Raw genomic sequence first — 21,572 nt, 5'->3', positions numbered from 1 at the left:
GCCGGTGAAACGCTGGGCCAGTGGGTCATATGGCTATGCCAAGGCAGAGCCGCCCCCAGCGGTGCGAGCGCGCGGATCGAACCGCGCGCCCGGGATCGCTCAGATCGCCGACGCGGTCCGGGGACGCGTGGCGCTGTGTCCGCCAGCGCGATACAGGATCTCGGCCGCCTGATCAGCCGCAACGCCGCCGCGGCCGGCGTCGACCGAGACGAACACGCCGCCATCGTTCACGCGCTTGCCGTAATAGCCGGCATCCTCATCGCTGACGCCGTGATCGGTCATCACCTTTTCGAGCCCGCCGGCCGCGCCGCCCAGTGCCGCGCCGGTTATCGCCATGCCTGGCACCGCAGACGAGGCAATCGCGCCCGCTGCCGCCAGCGGGCCAACGCCCGGGATGGCCAGTGCGGCAATGCCAAGGATGGTGCCGATGCCGGCACCGGCCGCAACCTTGCCGATGAATTCCTTGCTGCCGGCGCCGCTGCCCTCGTCCGCCGTGCTCTCACCCTCGTGCCGCGCGATGACGGAGATCGCATCATCAGTGACACCGTGCTGGCGAAGCTCGGTGACCGCGCGCTCGGCTTCTGCGTGGCTGTCGAATACTGCGGAAACAAGATTGGCGTTCATCATCCCTCCTATCGCGATCATCTCGCAAAGTCCGGGTATGAAGCCACTGACTAGGCGTAACGTTCCAGACAATCGCGGTTACCAGCGGGTTAACCAATTTCAAGCGAACTGGGGCAGTTCGTGGGGGAAGGAGGGCTTGCCGAAGAGGAGCCGCCCTATGCCAACCAGATCGCCAGAGGCATCGCCACAAGACTGACGAGCAGCGCCGATTTGAGCGCCCTCTCGAGCCCGCGCCGCTTTGCCGCGAACCAAGCAGCACCCAGGAGCGCGGCCATGCCGATCCAAAACACGGATGCTAGGGGCGTGTCGTTCCCGCTCGCCTGGCGCAGAACAAAGGTAACCGCCAGCATCAGCGGCGATCCCCATACCACCGCGTCCCAAAGCGCCCGCAAACGCGGCTCCTCGATGCCGCGGCGCTCGCGCTTGCCAAGCCAGATGTACGTGCCCGTCGCGCAGATCCCGGTCAGCACCAGGCCCAGGATGAAATAGGCCGCCTTCACCGGCAGTCCGCCAAAATTGCCGAAATGCAGCCGGTAATTGGAAGCCGCCGCCTGTTGGCCAAGCGTGCCGTTCGCCAGGCCCGCGATCTCGTGGAAGCGGCCGCTGGCGTCGAAGGTGTAATATTCACCGAAGATCAGCCGCCGCTTGTGTTCGCCCAGGATCTGGATGTGCTGCCCCGCCGTCCCCGGATCGTGCAGCGTCACATAGGTCACGTCGGCGTCCTTGTGGTGCGCGCGCATATAATCGAGCGCGGCAGCGACGTTGGGCGCGGGCGCGGGCGTCTTGTCAGGCTTCCCTTCTGCGCCAAAGATCGGCGCATAGACCGCTTCCAGGTCGCCGCCGTAGCTGGTGCTCGCAACGCCGAATGCGGTGACATAGGCCACCCCGATCAGCGCACCGGTAAAGGCGATCGCGAGGGTGAAGGGCAGCGTCCAGACGCTGAGCCGATTGTGCCAGTCCGCCAGCCCGACGCCGCCGCGGTCGCGCGCCCGCAGACGGAATGCATCGCGGAAGATGCGCGGATGCGCCACCACGCCGGAGAGGGCGAGCGCCAGCATCATCACGCCCAGGCCGCCGACGATGGTGAGCCCGACGACCGCCGGAAGGTTAAGCGTGTAATGGAGTTGCACGAGGTAGTCGGACCAGGCGATTTCCTCCGGGCCGGCGATCCGGCCGGATCGGTCGACATGCACCGCCTGCGTATCCGTCGTGATCGTGGTGCGCGGCAGCGGCTCGACCGGCAAGTGCACATAAAGGTGCGTGGTGAGCGGCTTGCCCTTTTCGGAGGCCATCACGGCTTCAACCGCGCGCTGCACCGCCGCAGGTTCGATCGCGGACATTTCCGGTGCGTCGCGCTGCTCGATCCGCTGCCATTCCTGGTAGAAAACGGCGATCGCGCCGGTAAGGCTGACCAGATACAGCAGGGCACCAGCGACAAGGCCGATCGCCGCATGAACGGACAGCGCGCGCTTCACCGTGGTGTTTTCAGGGGCGAGGCTCATGCGATCAGCTCCAGAATACACGCAGCGCCGCCAGCCACGGCCCAGGTGAGCAGCACTCGCCCTTGCGCCGCGTGCGCCTCCTTCATCAGCAAGACATAGCTCAGCACGGTCCACGCGAGCGGCATTGCAGCGAGCGCCGCCACATTGGCATCCGCCTCCGCCGCGCCGACCAGCAGCACCAGCGCGCGAACGCCGATCGCGACGGCGGTGGATATGAGCGCCGCGGCGACCGCGATCATCAGGAAGGTGACTAACCGCCGGCCAAGCTGGAGCGGCTCGCTGCCTTCCGGCAGCATCCTGACGCGGCGGTTCGACACCTTCGCGCCTGGGGAGGACGGCGACAGAAGGGCTGCGTGGGCGAGCCACAGGAGCGCCGCGGCCATGGCGAAGATGGCAGCGATCGAAATGCCCCAGGCGCCGGAATGCACGCCCGCGATGATGGAGGCGGCGAGGAGCATGGCCCAGCCGACGTTGTTGAGCGCGGTGGAGCGCCGTGGGCGCGACCAGGCGAGGCGCAGGACGCCGATCGCTACGATCGACGCTGCCGCTGCGCCTGCGAGGAGCATATCAGCCATGGAGCATCACGGATGACGTTGATGCCCGGGGCGATGATGCGTGCGCGAGTGAGCGCAGCAGCATGGGGTCAAAGCTCACGATCGTCCTTCGCCCTTGTCTTTGATGTTGCCGAGCCAGCAGCGGCGCGGGGCACGACTATAAAGGTTGTGAATGGTTCGCAATAGCACCGCTGGTGTTCTGGAACGGTATTTGGCGCTTGGGCCTGAAATCAGCGGCCGTCGCCATTATGCCGAAAGGTACGTTCCGGCCGGCCCCGGCGGGAGATCGGCCGCCTTGCCAACGGTCGTGGCGAATTCCGGCCTGTTTCGAGTGCCCGCGTCGTAATCGCGCAATTTCACGCCTTCGTTGAAGGCAGTGCGTATTCGTCGCGAGGCGCGCCACTCCATCCACGGCCCGCAGCTGACCGCTAAATTCCCTTCGCCGCGGAGACCTGCTGGAGGCGCCCCTTGCCGGCGCTTGCCTACCAGACGCGCTATCGCTCCGACGTCAGCACGCCCGCCGCGAGCCGCTCGCGCAGTATTTCGCGGCTGCGGCACAAGCGGCGACGACGATAACGGCGGACGGGCGGGTCGGGCGGCAGCGAGGCGCCGGCTGCGGGGACGCGACCGTTTGAACTTGCCGTTGCGCGCCCTTAGGCTCCGCTGCAGAAAAATAGGGGAGAGAGAAAGATGACGACCTGCACCGCCGCCGTCGCGCATGGGCCGCATGCGGATTTCGTGCTCGAAGAGCTGACCGTGCAGGAGCCGCAAGCCGGCGAAGTGCGCGTCAAGGTTGCCGGCGTCGGGCTGTGCCATACCGATCTCGTTTTCCGCGACCAGGTTACTTCCTATCCCTTCCCTGCCGTCTTCGGCCACGAAGGCGCCGGGGTGATCGACGCGATTGGCGAAGGGGTGGACGGCTTTGCGATCGGCGACCGGGTGATCGTCGGCTTTTCCAGTTGCGGCGCGTGCCCGCGCTGCGAGGAGGCGCTGCCGAGCTATTGCCGCAGCTTCGTTCCGCTCAACTATGCCGGGATGCGCGTGACCGACGGATCGCGCGCTTATGCCAAGGGCGACACACCGGTGGCGTCGCACTTCTTCGGGCAATCAACGTTCGCCACCCATGCGATCACGCGCGCGCGCAACTTGGTGAAGGTGGAGGATAGCGCCGCGCCGCTGGAGATGCTGGGCACGCTGGCCTGCGGGTTCCAGACCGGTGCGGGCGCGATCATGCGCACCTTTGCCTGCCCGGCGGGCTCCACCCTGGTGGTGTTCGGCGGCGGGCCGGTCGGATTGGCGGCGGTGATGGCAGCGAAGATCCGTGGGTGCAGCCGGATCATCCTGGTGGAGCCGATGGCCGGGCGGCGGGAGATCGGCCTGGAGCTGGGCGCCACCGACGTGATCGATCCGGCGACCGGCGACCTCGCAGCCGCGATCCGCAGCCTCGTGCCGGAGGGCGTCGACTTCGCTTTCGACACCACGGGCAATGTTTCGGTGATCGAGGCGGGGATGGCGTCGCTCGGCAGCCATGGGGCGATCGGGCTCGTCGGGGTGCCGCGCGATGCGGGAGCGTCGATCACGGTCAACATCAATGCACTGATGACGCCCGGCCACCGCATCTATGGCATCATCGAAGGCGACAGCGACCAGCAGGGCTTCATCCCCGAACTGATCGCGCACCATGCCGCCGGCCGCTTTCCCTTCGATCGGCTGGTGCGAACCTATCCCATGCGCGAGATCAACGAGGCAATCTCCGCGCAAGCGCAGGGGGAGTGCATCAAGGTGGTGCTGATCCCATAACTTCTGTTATGCAGCGCGCAAACAGATTTGGGAGAGCGACTCATGAACTTCGACAGTGACTATCGCATGCTGATCGGCGGCGAGCTGGTGACCGGCTCGGCAACGCTCGACGTAGTCAATCCGGCGAACGAGGAAGTCATCGCCAGCGTGCCGGACGCAACGCAGGACGATCTCGACAAGGCGATCGCAGCGGCGCGCACGGCGTTCCCCGCCTGGGCGGCGACACCGATCGCGGAGCGCAAGGCGAAGCTCGCCGCGCTGGGCCAAGCGATCATGGCCAATGCCGATCCGCTGATGCGCCTGCTCACCAAGGAGCAGGGCAAGCCGCATGCGGAATCGCAGGGCGAGGTGATGGGGGCGGGATATTGGTTGATGGCCGCCTCGCAGCTCGACCTGCCCGTCACCGTCAACGAGGATTCGGACGATCGCTACAGCGAGACGCGCCACGTGCCGCTGGGCGTCGTGGGTGCCATCGCGCCGTGGAATTTCCCGATGATCCTGGCGATGTTCAAGGTCGGCCCGGCGCTGCTGGCGGGCAATACGATGGTGCTGAAGCCGTCGCCCTTCACGCCGCTGTCGACACTCAAGTTCGGTGAGCTGGCAGCGCAGTTACTGCCGCCGGGTGTGCTCAACATCGTCACGGGCAGTGACGATCTGGGGCCGTGGATGACGAGCCATCCGGGCTTCGACAAGATCAGCTTCACCGGATCGACCGCGACCGGCAAGCGCGTGATGCAGTCCGCCGCGCCGACGCTGAAGCGCGTGACGCTGGAGCTGGGCGGCAACGACGCGGCGATCGTGATGCCGGACGTCGATGTGGAGAAGGTCGCGGAGGAATTGTTCTGGGCCGCGTTCCGCAACAACGGCCAGATCTGCATCGCGACCAAGCGTATGTACGTCCACAAGGACATCTACGACCAACTGCGCGATGCGCTGGTTGCTTATGCCAAGACGGTGAAGGTTGGCGACGGGTCCGAACAGGGCACGCATATCGGCCCGATCAACAACAAGCAGCAATATGCCCGCGTGCTGGAGCTGATCCAGGATGCCAAGGACAAGGGCTACAAGTTCCTGGTCGGCGGCGAGAAGGCCGACGTGCCGGGTTATTTCGTGCCGGTGACGATCCTCGACAATCCGCCCGAGGACGCGCGGATCGTGCAGGAGGAGCAGTTCGGCCCGGTGCTGCCGCTGCTGAAGTTCGACGATGTGGACGATGTGGTCGCGCGCGCTAATGCGACCGATTACGGCCTTGGCGGCTCGGTCTGGGGCAATGACGAGGACAAGGCGTTCGAGATCGCGCAGCGGATCGCCAGCGGCACCGTGTGGGTCAACGAGACGCAGCATCTGTCGCCGATGGCGGCGTTCGGCGGCATGAAGCAGTCGGGCGTCGGCGTCGAAGGCGGGGTCGAGGGCCTGCTGGAATATACCAACGCGCAGACGATCGTGCGCAAGAAGCGCAAGGAAGCGGTCGCGGCCTGATCGCCATGACGTGTGCGGGGCGGCGGCCGATGCGCCGCCCGCCTCGCCTGCGCTTGCGAGGAATGACGGAATGATCGATTTACTGGGCACCTGGACGCTCGTGTCGTGCGTCAGCGAGCGCGGCGAAATCGTAAGCAGGACGTTCGGCGATCCCCCGGGCGGCCAGCTGCAATATGCCGCCGACGGGCGCATGTCGGCATTCCTGATGGACCCGGCCTGGGCAGCGCGCGGCAATCCCGCGGCCGACAGCTTCACCGAGTTCTTCGCTTATGCCGGAACCTGGGAACACGACGGGGACCGCGTGACCCACGACATCCTGTTCGCCTCGCAACCCACCCGCGTGGGCACCAGCTTCGTGCGGCAGATCGTGCCCGTAGATGCCGACACGATCGAGCTGGTGACCGAGCCGGAAGTGTCGAAATCCGGCAAGACCTATGTCACGCGGCTGCGCTGGCGGCGGGTGGCAGCGGAGCAATGAGCATTATCCACTCTTGTCTGAAACCGCGCTAGCCGCGGCGCGGCAGCTTCTTCGCGGCCCCATGCTCCTTCGGCAGCGCCGGCACTGACTTTTCCGAAACGCCCTTATTTGTCGCATCGATATACAACGTTAACCATGCCGCGCGATGAGTGGCCCCCGCAACGGTCGCGGGCGGACATGACAACTGATCTTCTACGGATAGGTGGCGCAATCGCTGCTGGCCCAATGGCGGGATCGAGCGAGGCGGGGCAACGCGCACGGCCGCTCCTTCTCATCATTGCGTTCACCCTGTTGTATCGTTCCATCAGTTTCGGTGACCCCATGATCGCCTATGACGAGCAGCTGTATCTGCTCGTCGGCGACCGGATGCTTCAGGGGCAGCTACCCTATGTCGACCTGTGGGATCGCAAGCCGATCGGGCTTTTCCTGTTCTACGCCGGCGTTCGCCTGCTCGGTGGGGACGGCATCATCCAGTATCAGGTGGTCGCCGCGCTCTGTGTCGCCGCCACTGCTTGCCTGATCTGGACAGCCGCTCGTCGCAGTGCGAGCCCGGTCGCCGCACTGATTGTCGCTCTTTGCTACGTGGTTCTCCTTCCGCCGCTGCAAGGCGGGGGCGGTCAAGCACCGGTAATCTACAATGTCCTGACCATGATCGGCGCCTGGGCGTGCTTCCGGGCAAGCGACAAAGATCATCCGCGTCAAATCCTGCCGCTGGCGATGCTTGCCATGGCCACGAGCGGGATCGCCATTCAGTTCAAATATACGCCAGCCGTCGAAGGCGCGCTGTTCGGCTGCTACTTCCTGTGGTGTTTCCACCGCTGCGGAACGCCGCTGGCCCGTCTTGCCGGTATAGCTGCCGCCATGGTCCTGGTGGCGTTGATCCCCACCATCGCAGCCGTGGCATATTTCTGGTGGATCGGCGAGCTGAGCAGCTACGTGCAGGCGAATTTCGTCTCCGTCTTCCAGCGGAACCCATTTCCCGTCGAAACCCGTACTCTCCAGCGCTGGATCGTCCTGATCATCGGTGGCCCGCTCCTTCTCCTGGGAGTGCTTGCCGCATGGCAGCGACGGCCATCACGTACCCATCGCAACGACGGCGATTACCCCTTCGTTCTTGGGTGGAGCCTGTCCGCGATCGCTGGGTTCGGCCTGTTGGGCGACTTCTACGACTTCTACTTCATCACGGTTCTGCCGCCCGTGCTGGTGCTGGTCGCGCCATTGTTGCAGGCGCGAATACTTGGCTTGGCTGCGGGTATCGCCCTTCTCATCTGGCCGATGCTCCTTGCTCCGCTGCGCTACGAAGCCGCCGCGCACAACCGCGCCAGGATCGACCAACTCGTCACGGCGCTGCGGCCATTTTTGCAGACACGGTGCTTGTACGTCTATGACGGCCCTGCGGTTCTGTACCTGTTGACCAACGCCTGCGCACCGTCGCGGTATATCTATCCAGATCACCTCCAGAACCCCACGGAAGCGCCGGCGCTGGGCGTGGATCCGGTGACGGAAGTCCGCCGCATTCTGGCGAGCCGTCCCGGCGCGATCGTCACCGCGGACCGGCCCGTGATCCCGCGCTACAATCCGAATGTAAGAGCGGCGCTGAACAGGGCGCTGGCGCAGGATTACGTAACGGTGGCGCGCGTCAAACTTGATCGTGTCTATGAGGTGCACGCGCTGCGCCCGCTTGCTCGGCAGCAGCATGCGGGCCCGGCGCTTACCGCGGCACCCTTGTGACCGATCAGCATCGCGGGCCGCTGACCTGCTTCGACGGGAGGCGCGGCGGCTGCGCAACCGGCGACCGACACAAGCCGGATGGCGCACCAGCCGCATAGCTGCGGCGCTCCACGGCAATTGCTTCGAAAAACGTGCTCGCATGCACGCCTATATCCGCATGGCATGGCTCGCCCAACCGGCGTCATGGCTGCGGTTCGCTGTCGCATCGCTGTCACTGATCCCGTCTAGCCGCCGGCCTCGATCGCAAGGGGGTGATCGATGGCCTGGACCTGTGAACTCAACGCCGGTGCGTGCTTGCCCGAGGTCTGCCCGACCGCCGGCCTGCGAATGCAGGGCGACGCGGCTGGCTATGCGCGGCGGCTGTTCGCCGCCGGCTTCAGCGGCCAGTCCACCGGCCGCCCCTCTCTCGATCTCGCGGCGCGATCAACCAATCCGATCAACGACGACCAGGTGCGCTGAAGCGCCAGCGCATCATCCTCAGGGAGTAGCACAGTGACGATCAACGCCCACCGCGCGTCCTTCTACGCGCTCGCGCTCGCCATGCTGGCGGCGCCGAACCTTGCGCTCGCACAGGATCAATCACCCGAGCAGCAGCCGGAGCAGGCGGCGCCTGCCGCTGGCGGGCTCGATGAGATCGTCGTCACTGGCCGCGCGAGCGCCAGCGAGCTGCGCAAGGCGGAGGCGAGCTTCGCCATCACCACCCTCAACGATGCCACGCTGCGCATGAGCAACCCGATCTCCGCTGCGGAGACATTCAAACAAGTGCCCGGCTTCTGGGTGGAATCCTCCGGCGGCGAGGGATCGAACAACGTCCGCTCGCGCGGCATCCCCACCGACGGCTTTTCGTCGGTCGCGCTGCAGGAGAACAGCCTGTCGGTGCAATATGACGGCGGCCTCGGCTATATGTCTCCCGACCAGTCGTTCCGCTTCGACGAGACGATCGCGCGCGTCGAAGCGGTACGCGGTGGCCCGGCCTCGATTTTCGCGCCCAACGCGCCAGGCGGCGTGGTGAACTTCATCACGCGGCGCGGCACCGACAATCCGGGCGGTCTCGTGAAATACACCTGGGGCGATTACGGCCTGCATCGGGTGGACGCATATTACGGCACCAAGCTGGCAGACGATTGGGGCGTGTTCGTCGGCGGCTTCTATCGCCAGAGCAATGGCCTGCGCGACATGGGGTTCAAGGCGGAAAAGGGCGGGCAGATCCGCGCCACGCTGAATTACGAAGACGGACGCAATAGCTTCCTGCTCGATGTCAAGCACATCGACGACAAGACGCCTTTCTATCTGCCGACGCCCTTCACCTTCGACGGCGAGGGCAAGATCATCGACGTGCCCGGCTTCGACGGCCGCCGCGGCACGCTGGCCGGGCCGGAGAACCGGCGTGTCCCGATCAAGCTCGTCGGCCGCAGCTTCGAATTCGACCTGACCGAGGGCAGCCACACCGTTTCCACGCAATTGACGGTCGAGGGGAGCTTCGCCGCAAGCGATTCCGTCACCTTCGAAACACGCACCCGCTATCGCGACAGCGACATGCAGCGGAACGCCGTGTTTCCCACCGGCAGCGTCCAGACGCTGGCAGGATTCACCCAATCGATCCGAACCGCGGCGCTGGCGGCCTTTCCGGGCGCGACCAACCTGGTTGCCCGTTATGCCACGGATGGCGCGCCGTTCGACAGCAGCTCCAACGGCAACGGCCTGGTCGTGGGCGGCAACCTGCTGGCGGTGAGCATCCCGATCCGCGAGCTGATCACCGACAATCGCTTCACCACGCAGTTCGACGCCGCGGGAACGCACAGCCTGGCGATTGGCGGTACCTACGGCTGGTTCAGCTATGATTACGAGCGCGAGATGGGCACCACGCTGCTCGACATTCAGGACAATGCCCGGCGGCTCGACATCGTCGCGGTGAATGCGGCGGGGCAGACGGTGGGCCGCGTCACCGACAACGGTTTTCAGCGCTACGGCTCGTTGTTCGACGATGCGGCGATGTCGGTCCGCTCCTATGCCCTGTATGCGGGCGACGAGTGGCAGATCACGCCCGCGCTTCGCCTGGATTTCGCCGGCCGCTTCGAAAAGATCGACATCACCGGCCTTGTCGCCAAGAAGCGGACGGTAAACCTGGGCGATCCGACCACGCTGGCCGACGATCAGGTGATCACCGCCGCCACGGGCTTCGACCGGGTCGACCGAAGCTTCGATGATTGGGGCTGGACGGTTGGCGCCAATTACCAGTTCTCCAGCTATGCCGGCGTCTTCGCGCGCTACACCGACACGTTCCGCCTGCCGAGCGCCGGCGAGTATAACGGCAACCCCCTGCGCACCGACATGCGATCGGTGCCGATCAAGATGGCGGAGCTAGGCTTCAAATATGGCAGCCCGCTGCTGAACCTGTTCGTCACTGGCTTTCACACCAAGTTCGAAGGTGTGACCTTCACCGACAACGTCTTCAACAGCCAGACCAATCAGTTCGACCAACGCTTCGTCGTCGCCGACACCAAGACCCTGGGCCTGGAAGTGGAGGCGGTAATCCGGCCGGTGCGCTTCTTTGACCTGACGGTCGCGGCGACATGGCAGGACCCGCAGTACAAGGGCTTTGTCTATACCGAGATCGTCAACGGCCAGCCGGTGCTGCGCGATTTCGACGGCAATCAGCTGATGCGCGTTCCCAAGCTCGCCTTGCGCGCAGTGCCCGCGATCAACCTGTTCGACGGGCGTTTCCGCACCGAGCTGGAAGTGGAGCATTACACCAAGCGCTTCCCCGATGTGGCCAATTCGCAGGTGCTGCCCGCTTACACGGTGCTCAACCTCAACGCGCGGGCACAGCTGACCGAGCAGCTCGCGCTGAGCGCGAACGTGACCAACCTCACTAACGAAATCGGCCTGACCGAAGGCAATCCGCGCGCTGGCTCGTTCATCGGCGGTGACGCAGGCGCGCGCTATTTTCTCGCCCGCTCGATCTTCGGCCGGACGGTACGTGCCTCCGTGAGCTTCCGCTTCTGATGCTGGGCTGGTCCTTTCCCCGTCTGCTTGCCCTGTGGGCGGCGGCGGTCCTGCTGCACGCTGCCGCCGCGGCGCAGGTGCCCGCGCGCGAACCGGATCGTACCCTGACGGGGGCGATCACGGGGAAGGACCATCAACGGTATCTTCGCGTGCCCTTTGCGGTGCCGCCGGGCGTATCGCGGCTGGTGGTGGCGTTCGATCACGATCATCGAGCGGAGCGCACGGTGATCGATCTCGCGGTCGAGGATCAGGATGGCCTGCGCGGCGCGAGTGGCGGCAACAAGTCCGTAGTCACCATCGGCCGCAGCGATGCGACGCCGTCGTATCAGGCCGGGCCGATCCGCCCCGGCATCTGGCATCTCGCGCTCGCGATCCCGAACATTCGCCAGGGCGTGACGGCGCGCTGGACGGCGCGATTGTGGTTCCTGAAGGATCGGGAGGGCGAGGGATCGCCCTCCGCGGTGGTGGATCGCGGGCCGGGCTGGTACCGCGGCGACCTACACCTTCATACCGGGCATAGCGACGGGTCCTGCGCCAGCCAGGCGAACACGCGCGTCCCCTGCCCGCTGTTCCGGACGCTGGAGGCAGCCAGCGCGCGCGGGCTCGATTTCGTGATGCTGACGGAACACAATTCGATCAGCCATCACCAGCCGATCCGCGAAGCCCAGCCGTGGTTCGACAAGCTGCTGCTGATACCCGGACGGGAGATCACCACCTTCTACGGCCATTTCAACATATTCGGCGTGGTGGAGCCGATAGATTTCCGCATCGCGCCGGGTAGCCGCATCACTTTCAACACGATTGCCGATCGCGTGCATGAACTCGGCGGCTTGGTGGCGATCAACCACCCCGGCATGCCGTCCGGCGAGATGTGCATGGGCTGCGGCTGGACCATGCCGGGGGTCAATCCGGCCAAGGTCGACTTGGTCGAGGCGATCAACGGCAGTTCGATCTCCGGCAGTGACGGACAGGCCGAAGGGGCGCTCTCGGGTCTGCGGTTCTGGACCGAGTGGCTGGCGAAGGGGCAAGCGGCGGCGGCGATCGGCGCCAGCGACAATCACGATCCCGATCGCGCGCCGGACGCGCTTGGCGCGATCGGGCGACCGGCAACGGTGGTCCATGCCAGTGGGCTGACCACCGCCGCCATTCTCGACGGGCTGAAACGCGGCCGGGCATTCATCGACCTGACCGGGGATCCGTCCAACCGGATTGACGTGACGCTGCATGGCGGCGGGCGATCGGCGGCGATGGGTGGGACGTTGCCGCTCGAGACGGGCCAGCCGGTCGAGCTCGAGGTTGCTTATACGGCGCCGCCGGGTGCGACGATCGAAGTGTACGAGGGTGAGCTTGCCGCACCGATTGCGGTGCGCGCGTCCCCCGGTACCGGCGCGCAATCACTGCGCTTTCCCATCGGCTTTGCGCCGGGCAAGCGCGCGTTCCACATCCGCATTCGAAGCAGCGCCGGCGCCCTGCTGCTGCTGAGCAATGCGGTGCGGGTCGAACCTCGGATGGTGCCGCCACGATAGGGGCGTGGTGGAGCGGCGTGCGGTTCGGATAGGCGGCGCGCACCCTGCATGGCTTCTCGCACACGAGCGCAGCCGGCGTCGGATGCGGCGGCGCGGACTTGCTGCTCTCGCTCCTGCCTGAAACCCCCTCCTCACCGGCGCCCTTCGACAGGGATAAGCGAGCGCGCCTCCGCCGGGCGCTACCTAGTTGCCGATGCTAACGGCGTTGCCGCCAGCAAGGTCATCCGCCCCTATACGACCATCGAGCGCTGGACCGCGCTGCGCACACCGTTAGAGTGCTCGGACGCCGACGTTGCTGGGGTGAAAATGCAGTTCATCCGGTCGCTTGCGGTGGCGCGGGGCGTAGCACCAACGCCGTTCAGGCGCCGACCTGCCGGCGGGAGCAAGAACGGGAGAGACGCGGATGAGCAAAGGCACACATCGTCGGGACGTAATCGGCAGGCTGGCTGCAGGTGCAGCGCTCGCGTGCCTGCCCGGCATGGCGGGGGCACAGGCGCGCAAGCGACCGTTCGGCTATGCCGTGGTCGGGCTTGGCTCTTATGCCACGCGCCAGATCATGCCCAATTTCAAGAACTGCGACCATGCACGCCTTGTCGCGCTGGTCAGCGGTACGCCTGAAAAGCTGGACCGCTACGGCGCCGAATACAATATCCCGAAGACGCACCGCTACAGCTACGCCAATTTCGAGCGCATCCGGGACAATCCGGACATTGACGCGGTGTACATCATCCTGCCCAATTCGATGCACGCCGAATATACGATCCGCGCGGCCCGCGCCGGTAAGCATGTGATGTGCGAAAAGCCGATGGCTGTGTCGGCAGCGGAGTGCGAAGCGATGATCGCGGCATGCAAGCGTGCCGGTACCAAGCTGATGATCGGATATCGCAGTCGGTTCGAGCCGTACAACCAACTGGCGATCGAACTGGCACGCGGCGCCCATGTCGGGCGCACTCGGCTGATCACCGCCGAACACGGCTTCAACGCGCAACCGAACCAGTGGCGGCTCGACCGCAGGATGTCGGGCGGCGGGTCGCTGATGGACATCGGCATCTACAGCCTCAACGCCGCACGATATCTGACGGGCGAAGAACCCATCGAGGTGAGCGCGGTGGAAGCGACGGACCGATCAGATCCGCGCTTCCGAACGGTGGAGGACCGGATCAGCTTTCTGCTCCGCTTTCCCTCAGGGATCGAGGCGAACTGCGTCTCCAGCTACAGCTCGGGGCACAACGGCTACCGTGTCGTCAGCGCAGACGGGTGGATCGACCTCGAGCCCGCGACATCGTACGAGGGGCAGACCATGCGGATCCGGAAGGACGGCGTAACCATGCCCAGGGTCCTGCCTGCCCCGCGTCGCAACCAGTTCGCGGCACAGCTCGATCATCTTCCGGAGTGTGTCCGTGCCGGCAAGGAGCCCATCGTCTCGGGAGAGGAAGGGCTCGCCGATCTGCGCGTCATTGAGGCGATCTATCGCTCCGCGCGCGAGCGCCGGCATGTAAGCCTGTCGGCGTGATCGCGCGCCGGTCCCTCCTCGCGGGGCTCGCCGCCACCGCTTTCGCCGCGCAGCTCAGGGCCGAGCCCGTGCGTGCAGGAGTCACGAGGCTCGACCCCGAACTGGACGGGATCCTTGACGTGCGGGCTGTGCCGGAAGTGCTCGGCCGCGGATATCGCTGGGCGGAGGGGCCGGTCTGGGTCCCGCGCGGCAATTACCTGCTGTTCTCGGACGTCCCTGCTAACACTGTTTACCGCTGGTCGCGTGCGCGGGGTGTGGAGCGCTTTCTTCATCCGTCCGGATTGCAGGGGCCGGTGCCGGTGGGGGTGCGGGAGGCAGGCGCGAATGGGCTGGCGCTCGACGCAAGCGGCCGGCTCCTGATCGCGGACAGTGGCACGCGTGCGGTGGTGCGGGTCGATCTTGCAACCCGCAAGCGCACCGTCCTGGCCGGCCGGTTCGAGGGCAAGCGCTTCAACAGCGTCAACGATCTGGTCGTCGCGACCGACGGCGCGATCTACTTCACCGATCCACCGTACGGGCTGGAGGGCGGCGATGCCTCTCCGCTGCGCGAGCAAGCGGTGAACGGCGTGTATCGGCGAGCGCCCGACGGGCGGATCACCCTGGTTGATGGCAGCCACAAGCGGCCCAATGGCATCGGCCTGTCGCCAGACGGGCGTACGCTTTACCTGTCACTGTCGGATGAGGCACGGCCGGAAGTGCTTGCCTATGCTCTTGATACCGCTGGCATGCCGACCCCAAGCCGCGTGTTCCACGACATGCGGCCGCATTTCGCGCGCGGGTGGCCAGGCCTGCCCGACGGCATGGACGTGGCCCCGTCCGGTTATCTGTTCGCGACCGGTCCCGGCGGTGTGCACGTGCTCGCGCCCGACGGACGGCTGCTGGGCATCGTCTCGACGGGCAAGGTGGTGGCTAATGCCTGCATCGGGGAAGGCGGACGAAGCTTGTTCCTGACGTCCTCCGACGAGCTCTGCCGCATCGGCCTGCGTGGCTAGCAAGCGAGGTGGCCGGGGCCGCGGTGCTTCACCGCGGAGGGCCTCCCGCCCAGCCCCGCTCCCGCGCTAGCTGCGTCTTTTGCGAACCGATCGCCTTGCGCCGTCTCAGGGGAGCCTTTCACCTCGGAGAGGCTGCCCCCGTTCCGATCCGCACATGGTCTGAAAACTCCGCTGTTCTTGAGGTCTTTCACCTTTCAGGGACGAAGGCGGTAAATCGAATGATGACCAATGACGAACAACGTGCGCCCGTCGGCGCCGCCGAACAGAAGCTGGATCGGGCGTTCGGGCACGTCGATCCGACCAAGAGCCCGGCCATCCGCATCGTAAACAAAGATCTGGCCGTTCGCGATGAAGACACGGCCGTTCGGTTCCGCAGCCACGCTCTCTCCGCCCCGCTCGGCAAACTTCTGCAGCTGAGTTAGCGCGCCGCTGGGCCCGACCAAGGCGCTGTAGGTTCGTGCCTCGGAAGCGTTGCTGACGTAAACGCGGGTTCCGGGGCGTGCGGTGACGAAGCCATAAGTGTCGAGCGCATGCGAGAAGCGCCGTGCACGGAAATCTGCCGGACCTTGCTGGAACACGCGATAGGCAGGCAGAAGAAGGCTGCCGTCGGGCGAAACATGCACCTTTTCGGGCGCCGTCGCGACATCGCTGGCGAACAACTGCGCCAATGTCGTGAATTGATAAGTCGTCGTATTGAGCTGGTCCTTGAACTCGCCATTGTTCCACCAGTTACCGGGCAGGGCGATAGCGGCGCTTGGATGCCGTTGTGCCGGAACGGCAGGAACGAGCGTCAGTTCGGTTCCCGGAGCGCCGGGGCGGAAGCTGTACACCGTGCCGTTACGTCCTGCGGCGGACAGCACGAGCAGGTTGCCGGACCGATCCGCGGCGAGATTGACCGGATCGAGCGTGTTGTCGCGTTCGATCCCGAGCCCGCGCTTCTCGTCCCAGCGATAGATGCGCTGCTGGGTGCGATCGACAAAGAAGAGCGTCCCGTCCGGCGTCGTCGTCGCGCCGCCAAGCGCATCAAAGCCGGTCGCCAGCTTTTCCACTGCGGCCGTGCCGATGGTTTCCGGCTGGGGCCGCGGCGGGGTTGTGTCGCCCAGATCAAGGCGCGCGAACTCGCGTTCGCGCACCTGCAGGCCGCTCGTCATGTCGACAATGGCATTCTCATACGGGAATTTGTTGGCCCGCAGGAACGTCGCACATTCATTCTCGTCGCAAGTGCCCAGGCCGCTTTCAGCATTCACATGAACGTTGCGGAAGCGAATGTTGCGGCTGTTGTACAGCGTCACCGCGGCAGGCTTGGCCTTTTTCGTGCGGGTGACACGATAAGCGTGAAGGTTGGCGACGAGAATGTCATGCGAGTCGCGGATCTCCAGCGCGACGGCGTCCGGACTCTCGCCGCCTTCTTCTTCGGTCTGCGGCGCCAGCAATTCCCAGTTGGACACGCGATTGAGCGCAATCTCCACCCGACCATGATGCTCGGCGGACATCTGATACAGGTGGCCGGGCGTGCTGGTGTCGGAGACGTACAGCCCTGACTGCGCATAGGTATTGGGTGTCCAGATGTTGTTGAACGTTCCCCCGCCACCCTGCGTCACCCAAAGGCTGGGATATTGCGCGTCCCAGCGCTTTGCGGGATCAGCATCGCCGGTTGCAGTGGCATTGTAGGGATTGAAGCGGCTGCCATCGGCGAGGCCGGTGCCGTGCCCACCCTGGAACTTCACGTCATCCACCATGGAATTGGCGCCTGCCATCCAAAGAAGCGCCGTTGCCCGCGGGTTTATGCCGCCGGTGAACAGGCCTAGACCCGAGACGATCGCATCGCCGCCTCGCGCCGTTTCGATCAACGCCTTGGGTGCGCCCACACCTTGGAACGCGGGCGTCCCGTCCGGCAGAACGATCTGCGTAAGATCGGGATGGAGCGAGATCAGCACGCTATCGGGCCGCAGCCGAAGCGTGTCCGTCACGACATAGCGCCCGGCTGGGAAATAGACGACGCGATGGGTATCGATGGCGCGCTGGATAGCGGCGGTGTCGTCGGCGCTATTATCGCCTTTGGCGCCGCCCTGACGAACGTCGTGCCACTGCGTGGTAGGCGGCAGTGAGCGCAGCGCCGCGGGGCGACGGGTGGGCAAGGCTTGCAGCGGCGCTGCTTCCATCACGGTCTTGGAGACGCCCATTTGCCCCAGCGTGGGCACGGACAGCCCGTGGCTGAAGTCGGCGATCTGATAAGCAGCGCCCTTCCCTGCCACGGTTCGCCCGCTGTCACGGAAACGCGCAAAGACCGGCGTGCCGGCGGCAAGCGCGTTTTCGAAGCCGACCTGGGTATAAACGTTGTCTTCGTTCGAGATGATCACTGCGGCACGGCTGACGTTCTCGAAACGGACGTCCTTGCCCCACAGCCAATCGCCATAGCCCTTGTCGATATCGATGCCGACCGGCGTATCCTTGATGGCGACGTTCACCAACGTCAGCCCCGCCTCGTGCTCACGGATCGCAGCCTCGCGCTGCCCCTCGAACGTCGAATCGATCAGTGCGAACGGCCAGGCAGGAGAGGTCTTTTCCGCGAGAATGCCGTAGCGGCCGCCGCGGAAGTGAAGGTCCTGGCCCATGTTGCCGACCTGGTAGAGCCCGGCCAGCCCGGATCCGAGATCAAACCGCATGTGGCTCACGAAGGTGTGCTGTGCGGCATGGAACCGTATCGCGGTGGCCGCCGGATTTCCGGCACCGATCGCAATGTCCACGTTGCTTACGGCCGAGTAGAAGGTCCCCGAGTTGGCATCGGGGATGTTGCGATCAAACGGCACGCTGCCGGGCGGCGGAAACGGCACGCGCTGGCCTTCCGCTTCCCCCCGGCGCGCGCCAGCGAAGATGATCATGTTGGCCAGCCCGCGTTGGAAGCCGGGCGTGTTGTCGCCAAGCACGATCCGCGGCCGCTGTTCCCCGACGCCGAACAAGCGCACACCAGGCCAGATGTAGATCGTGCGGGTGATCCGATAGCTGCCTGCCGGCAGGAACACGATCCCGCCACCGCCACGATCCGCCGCGGCATCGATCGCCTGCTGGATGGCGGCACTGTCATCGGCTCGGCCGTCCGCAATCCCGCGCACGGTGATGGCCCGGGCGTCCGACGGCGCGGTGACGTAGGCCGAAACCTGTGCGGTCACTGGCGTCGCGGCGGCGAACATCACGATTGCTGCCGTCTGGCGCAGGAAACCTACGATCATCACGCATCTCCGAAGAAAAGCGTCCCGGCGGTAAGGCCGGGACGAAAGTGGCGCGCAGGGGGGGGCTGCGCGCAGGAACAAGGATCTAGAAACTGAAACGGACGCCCGCACGGAAGACGCGCCCGACGATATCATATAGCTGCGGATTGATGTCGATGCCGGTATTCGTCTGCGGCGATGGCGTGGGATCGCGATCAAAAAGATTATCGATCTTGAAGTACGCGCTTATCGCCTTTGAAATATTGTAGGTGCCGCCGACGTCGAAATAGAAGGCCCCCTTCATCGTGTTGGTGTCGATCGTCGGCGCATTGGCGGTAGAAACCGGGCAACTCGTCTGGCAGACGACATACTGGCCGCCGAACAGCCCGTCTGGGAACCAGCGCTGTTGAAGAAGGATGGAGAATTCGTCCTGCGCATAGGTCTGGGTCGTCAACCACTTCCAAGACGGCGTCGCACCCGAATTCACGCCGGCGGTGTCGATCGGCACCGTGCCGGGAAGCCCGAGATCGGTAACATAGCGCATCACATGCGTGGCAAGGCCGCGCACGGTGAACGAACCCTTCAACCCGAACGGCTGCCGATGCTGGTAGCTCGCCTCGATGTCGAGCCCCTCGGTCTCGATCGAGGCAAGGTTGAACGGCTGGACGTTGACGAAATTGCCTTGTCCGCCGACGCCATCGAGGAAGAAGGCGCCGCACAATTGCGTGACGCCCTGCTGGCAGTAATTCACCAATTGCTGTGGGGCGAGCGCCGAGATCACGTCCTTGATCTTGATGTTGTAGTAATCGACCGAGACGCTGAGCCCCGGCAGCCATTGCGGCCGTGACAGAACGATGCCCAATTCGGTGTTGCGTGCCGCTTCCGGCACCAGCGCCGGATTGCCGATCGTGTTCTGCGAAATGATCACGGCGGTGTTGTTGAACGGATTGGTGAAGTTCGGCACGTTTACGGAGATCGGCGCGGCGAACAGCTCCGATAGATTGGGCGCGCGCACATCGCGCGAGGTGACCGCGCGCAGCCGGACGCCGTCCAGCGGCGTATCCCAGGTGCCGCCCACCTTCCACGTATAGACGGTGCCGGACGTGCTGTAATTGGTAGCGCGGCCAGCCGCGTTGATGTTGGCAGTGCCAAGCCCATCGGGATCGTTGAGCACCGGAACGTTGAGCTCAAGATAGCTTTCGAGGACCGAATAGGCGCCGCGTCCGACGCGGTAATTGCCGGCATACCAATTGCCGCCGCCGTTATCGAACAGCGGATCGGCGGGATAGGCTTGGTTGTACGCCGTCGCGCCGGTCAGATTGCCATTGCCATAGGGGTCCGCGGTGACGTGATAGAATTCGTGCCGCCATTCGATGCCCGTGGCGATCGAGACGGGACCCGCCCAGGTCGAGAAGGGGTCGCCGGACAGGTTCGCGCTGGCGACATTCTGCGTCTGACGGGTGTGCTGGAACGGCCCGTTCGCCGGCTGGAGATAGGCGAGCGCCGCCGAGGAGGGCGTCGCTCCGCCGAAGATGTTGATCGGCTGGCATCCATTGGCGCGCGCCACCGGATCGCGGCAGACGATGGTGCCATTCGCATCACGCGTGGCATCGATCGCCCGCAGGTAACGCCGCGGCACGAGCATGTTGCGCACGTTGATGTCGGTGATGTTCTCGCCATGCTCAAAATAGGCATCGTAGCGCCAGTCGGTGCCGAACGCCTCCACCTTGCCGTTGGCGCCGCCGACGAAGCGATATTGCTTACGCGACGGGCGCACCTCGATGTTCGGGAGGATGGCGTTGCTGACGCCGTAACCAAAGGTGCCCGATGCAGGGCAGACCGCGGCGACGGAGCCGGGAAGGAACGGATTGTCACAGCGCATCGTCAGGCTGCTCTGCGCCGCACCCGGGTTCGGCTGATTGCTGGTATCGACCTGCGAAATGTTGACGGTGGCGTAGATCTCGTTGTCGGCGTCGAGGTCGAAGCCGATCCGCCCATAGCCGTTGTAGCGATCGAGCCGGGACTTCAGCGTGGTGCCGATCCCGACATTGCCCGACAGATCGCCGCCGATGCAGAAGCCGACATAGCAGCCGGTGACGTTGCCCGTATTGTTGCGGGTCGGCACCCCGTTCGAACCATAGTTGAAGTTGAACGGCTGGCCGTTCTGGTCAAACGCAATGCCTTGGAGCGGGCCGTTGTTGATGAGGCCGTACAGCGTGTACTGATAGGCCTGCGCATGCTCGCGATAGTTGAACTGCGGGCGGCCATCGTTGAAGATGCCGCGGTTCACGATGGTGGCGGTGGTGTACCAATCACGCCCCGCCGGCCCAGCCTCACCAAAGCCACCTGGGCCGATCCCGGCCTCGTGCGAATATTCACCGGACAAGATCACGTGCAGGCGATCGTTGGCGAATGACTTGCCCACGGCGAGCTGCGCCAGCACCGATTCATCGTCCCCATAGGTACTGATGCCGCCCTGAAGATTGCCTTTGATGCCGGTGAACCGCTTGTTTGTGATGAAGTTGACGACGCCACCAACTGCGTCGGAGCCATAAGAGGCCGATGCGCCGCCGGTGACCACGTCGACGCGCTCGATCAGCAATTGCGGAAACTGGCTGATGTCCGGCACGCCGGTAACGTTGGCGCCGACGACGCGTTGGCCATCGAGCAGCGTCAAGGTGCGGATCGTGCCCAGGCCGCGCAGCGAAAAGGAGCTCAGGCCCTGCGTGCCGCTCGACGTGCTGTTGGTACCCGTGGTGACGCCGGTTGAACCCTGCAATGACGGCAGCTGGGCAATAGTGGCGAAGATGTTGGGCTGCGCATTCTGCTGGATCTGCTCGACACCGATGACGGTAGTCGGGGTCGGGGCGCTGAAACCGCTCGACTGGATGCGCGATCCGGTAACGATGATGTCCGACGATGCGCCGCTTTCCGCCTGATCCACGGCATTCGCCTGCAATGACGTGCCTGGTGCCGCTGGCGTCTGATCTGATTGATTGGCAGGCGGACCGACGTCCTGAGCCATAGCCGGCACCGCCATTATTCCGGCCAGGATCGCGGCCACACTGGTGCCGAGCAGCGCCGTCCGGCGGCGAGAAAGCGGCAGATCGGCGTTGAGGTTGGTCACGAAGGTTCTCCCCTGTCTATTATGTTCTGCT

General features: G+C 65.1%; 14 protein-coding genes. 9 read left to right on the top strand and 5 right to left on the bottom strand.

All coding sequences use genetic code 11. The features are described from left to right. Window positions 1-99: 99 nt before the first annotated feature. From SPMU_RS07420 to SPMU_RS07410, 3 genes are all read right to left on the bottom strand, one after another. A complete protein-coding gene (locus SPMU_RS07420; protein ID WP_140418426.1) occupies window positions 100-624 on the bottom strand; it encodes a hypothetical protein in 525 nt (174 codons plus the stop codon). Between the two features lie 155 nt (window positions 625-779). Further along, window positions 780-2,126, bottom strand: coding sequence for a PepSY-associated TM helix domain-containing protein (locus SPMU_RS07415; RefSeq protein WP_088333263.1), 1,347 nt, complete (start codon window positions 2,124-2,126; stop codon window positions 780-782). Beyond that, on the bottom strand, window positions 2,123-2,701 hold the full coding sequence (locus SPMU_RS07410; protein ID WP_088333262.1) for a hypothetical protein: 579 nt from the start codon (window positions 2,699-2,701) through the stop codon (window positions 2,123-2,125). The genes SPMU_RS07415 and SPMU_RS07410 overlap by 4 nt, the downstream gene beginning before the upstream one ends. Window positions 2,702-3,370: 669 nt before the next feature. On the opposite strand from SPMU_RS07410, the gene SPMU_RS07405 reads away from it, so the two are divergent. The 9 genes from SPMU_RS07405 to SPMU_RS07365 all read left to right on the top strand — a co-directional run bounded on the left by SPMU_RS07405 (window position 3,371) and on the right by SPMU_RS07365 (window position 15,205). Then, the gene (locus tag SPMU_RS07405) at window positions 3,371-4,480 is read left to right on the top strand and encodes an NAD(P)-dependent alcohol dehydrogenase (protein WP_088333261.1); all 1,110 of its coding nucleotides are present in this window, start codon (window positions 3,371-3,373) and stop codon (window positions 4,478-4,480) included. A 42-nt stretch (window positions 4,481-4,522) separates the two neighbouring features. Continuing rightward, window positions 4,523-5,959 (top strand): aldehyde dehydrogenase family protein, encoded by a 1,437-nt coding sequence (locus SPMU_RS07400; RefSeq protein WP_088333260.1) that lies wholly within the window; start codon window positions 4,523-4,525, stop codon window positions 5,957-5,959. Between the two features lie 70 nt (window positions 5,960-6,029). Further along, window positions 6,030-6,437: a lipocalin-like domain-containing protein gene (locus tag SPMU_RS07395; protein ID WP_140418425.1), complete on the top strand. Its 408-nt coding sequence runs from the start codon at window positions 6,030-6,032 to the stop codon at window positions 6,435-6,437. Window positions 6,438-6,614: 177 nt separating this feature from the next. Further along, window positions 6,615-8,168 carry an ArnT family glycosyltransferase gene (locus tag SPMU_RS07390; RefSeq protein ID WP_245832889.1) on the top strand — a complete coding sequence of 518 codons (1,554 nt, stop codon included), beginning with the start codon at window positions 6,615-6,617 and terminating at the stop codon, window positions 8,166-8,168. Between the two features lie 258 nt (window positions 8,169-8,426). Then, window positions 8,427-8,627, top strand: coding sequence for a hypothetical protein (locus SPMU_RS07385; RefSeq protein ID WP_088333258.1), 201 nt, complete (start codon window positions 8,427-8,429; stop codon window positions 8,625-8,627). Window positions 8,628-8,660: 33 nt separating this feature from the next. Continuing rightward, the gene (locus tag SPMU_RS07380) at window positions 8,661-11,174 is read left to right on the top strand and encodes a TonB-dependent receptor (protein ID WP_088333257.1); all 2,514 of its coding nucleotides are present in this window, start codon (window positions 8,661-8,663) and stop codon (window positions 11,172-11,174) included. Next, the gene (locus tag SPMU_RS07375) at window positions 11,174-12,700 is read left to right on the top strand and encodes a CehA/McbA family metallohydrolase (RefSeq protein ID WP_088333256.1); all 1,527 of its coding nucleotides are present in this window, start codon (window positions 11,174-11,176) and stop codon (window positions 12,698-12,700) included. The genes SPMU_RS07380 and SPMU_RS07375 overlap by 1 nt, the downstream gene beginning before the upstream one ends. A gap of 403 nt (window positions 12,701-13,103) precedes the next feature. Then, window positions 13,104-14,213: a Gfo/Idh/MocA family protein gene (locus tag SPMU_RS07370; protein ID WP_088333255.1), complete on the top strand. Its 1,110-nt coding sequence runs from the start codon at window positions 13,104-13,106 to the stop codon at window positions 14,211-14,213. Continuing rightward, window positions 14,210-15,205 carry an SMP-30/gluconolactonase/LRE family protein gene (locus tag SPMU_RS07365; protein ID WP_088333254.1) on the top strand — a complete coding sequence of 332 codons (996 nt, stop codon included), beginning with the start codon at window positions 14,210-14,212 and terminating at the stop codon, window positions 15,203-15,205. Before SPMU_RS07370 ends, SPMU_RS07365 begins: the two co-directional genes overlap by 4 nt. Before the next feature lie 194 nt (window positions 15,206-15,399). Here the strand turns inward: SPMU_RS07365 and SPMU_RS07360 are convergent, their stop codons facing one another. Beyond that, on the bottom strand, window positions 15,400-18,435 hold the full coding sequence (locus SPMU_RS07360; protein ID WP_088333253.1) for a glycosyl hydrolase family 28-related protein: 3,036 nt from the start codon (window positions 18,433-18,435) through the stop codon (window positions 15,400-15,402). 85 nt (window positions 18,436-18,520) lie between these two features. Then, entirely contained in the window at window positions 18,521-21,541 is a 3,021-nt protein-coding gene (locus tag SPMU_RS07355) for a TonB-dependent receptor plug domain-containing protein (RefSeq protein WP_425442144.1), read from the bottom strand. Window positions 21,542-21,572: the final 31 nt, after the last annotated feature.

The sequence above is a fragment of the Sphingomonas mucosissima genome, from assembly GCF_002197665.1.
Lineage (GTDB): Bacteria > Pseudomonadota > Alphaproteobacteria > Sphingomonadales > Sphingomonadaceae > Sphingomonas > Sphingomonas mucosissima.
The sequence above is the reverse complement of the archived record's forward strand: the minus strand, read 5'-3'. Positions and strand labels throughout refer to the sequence as shown.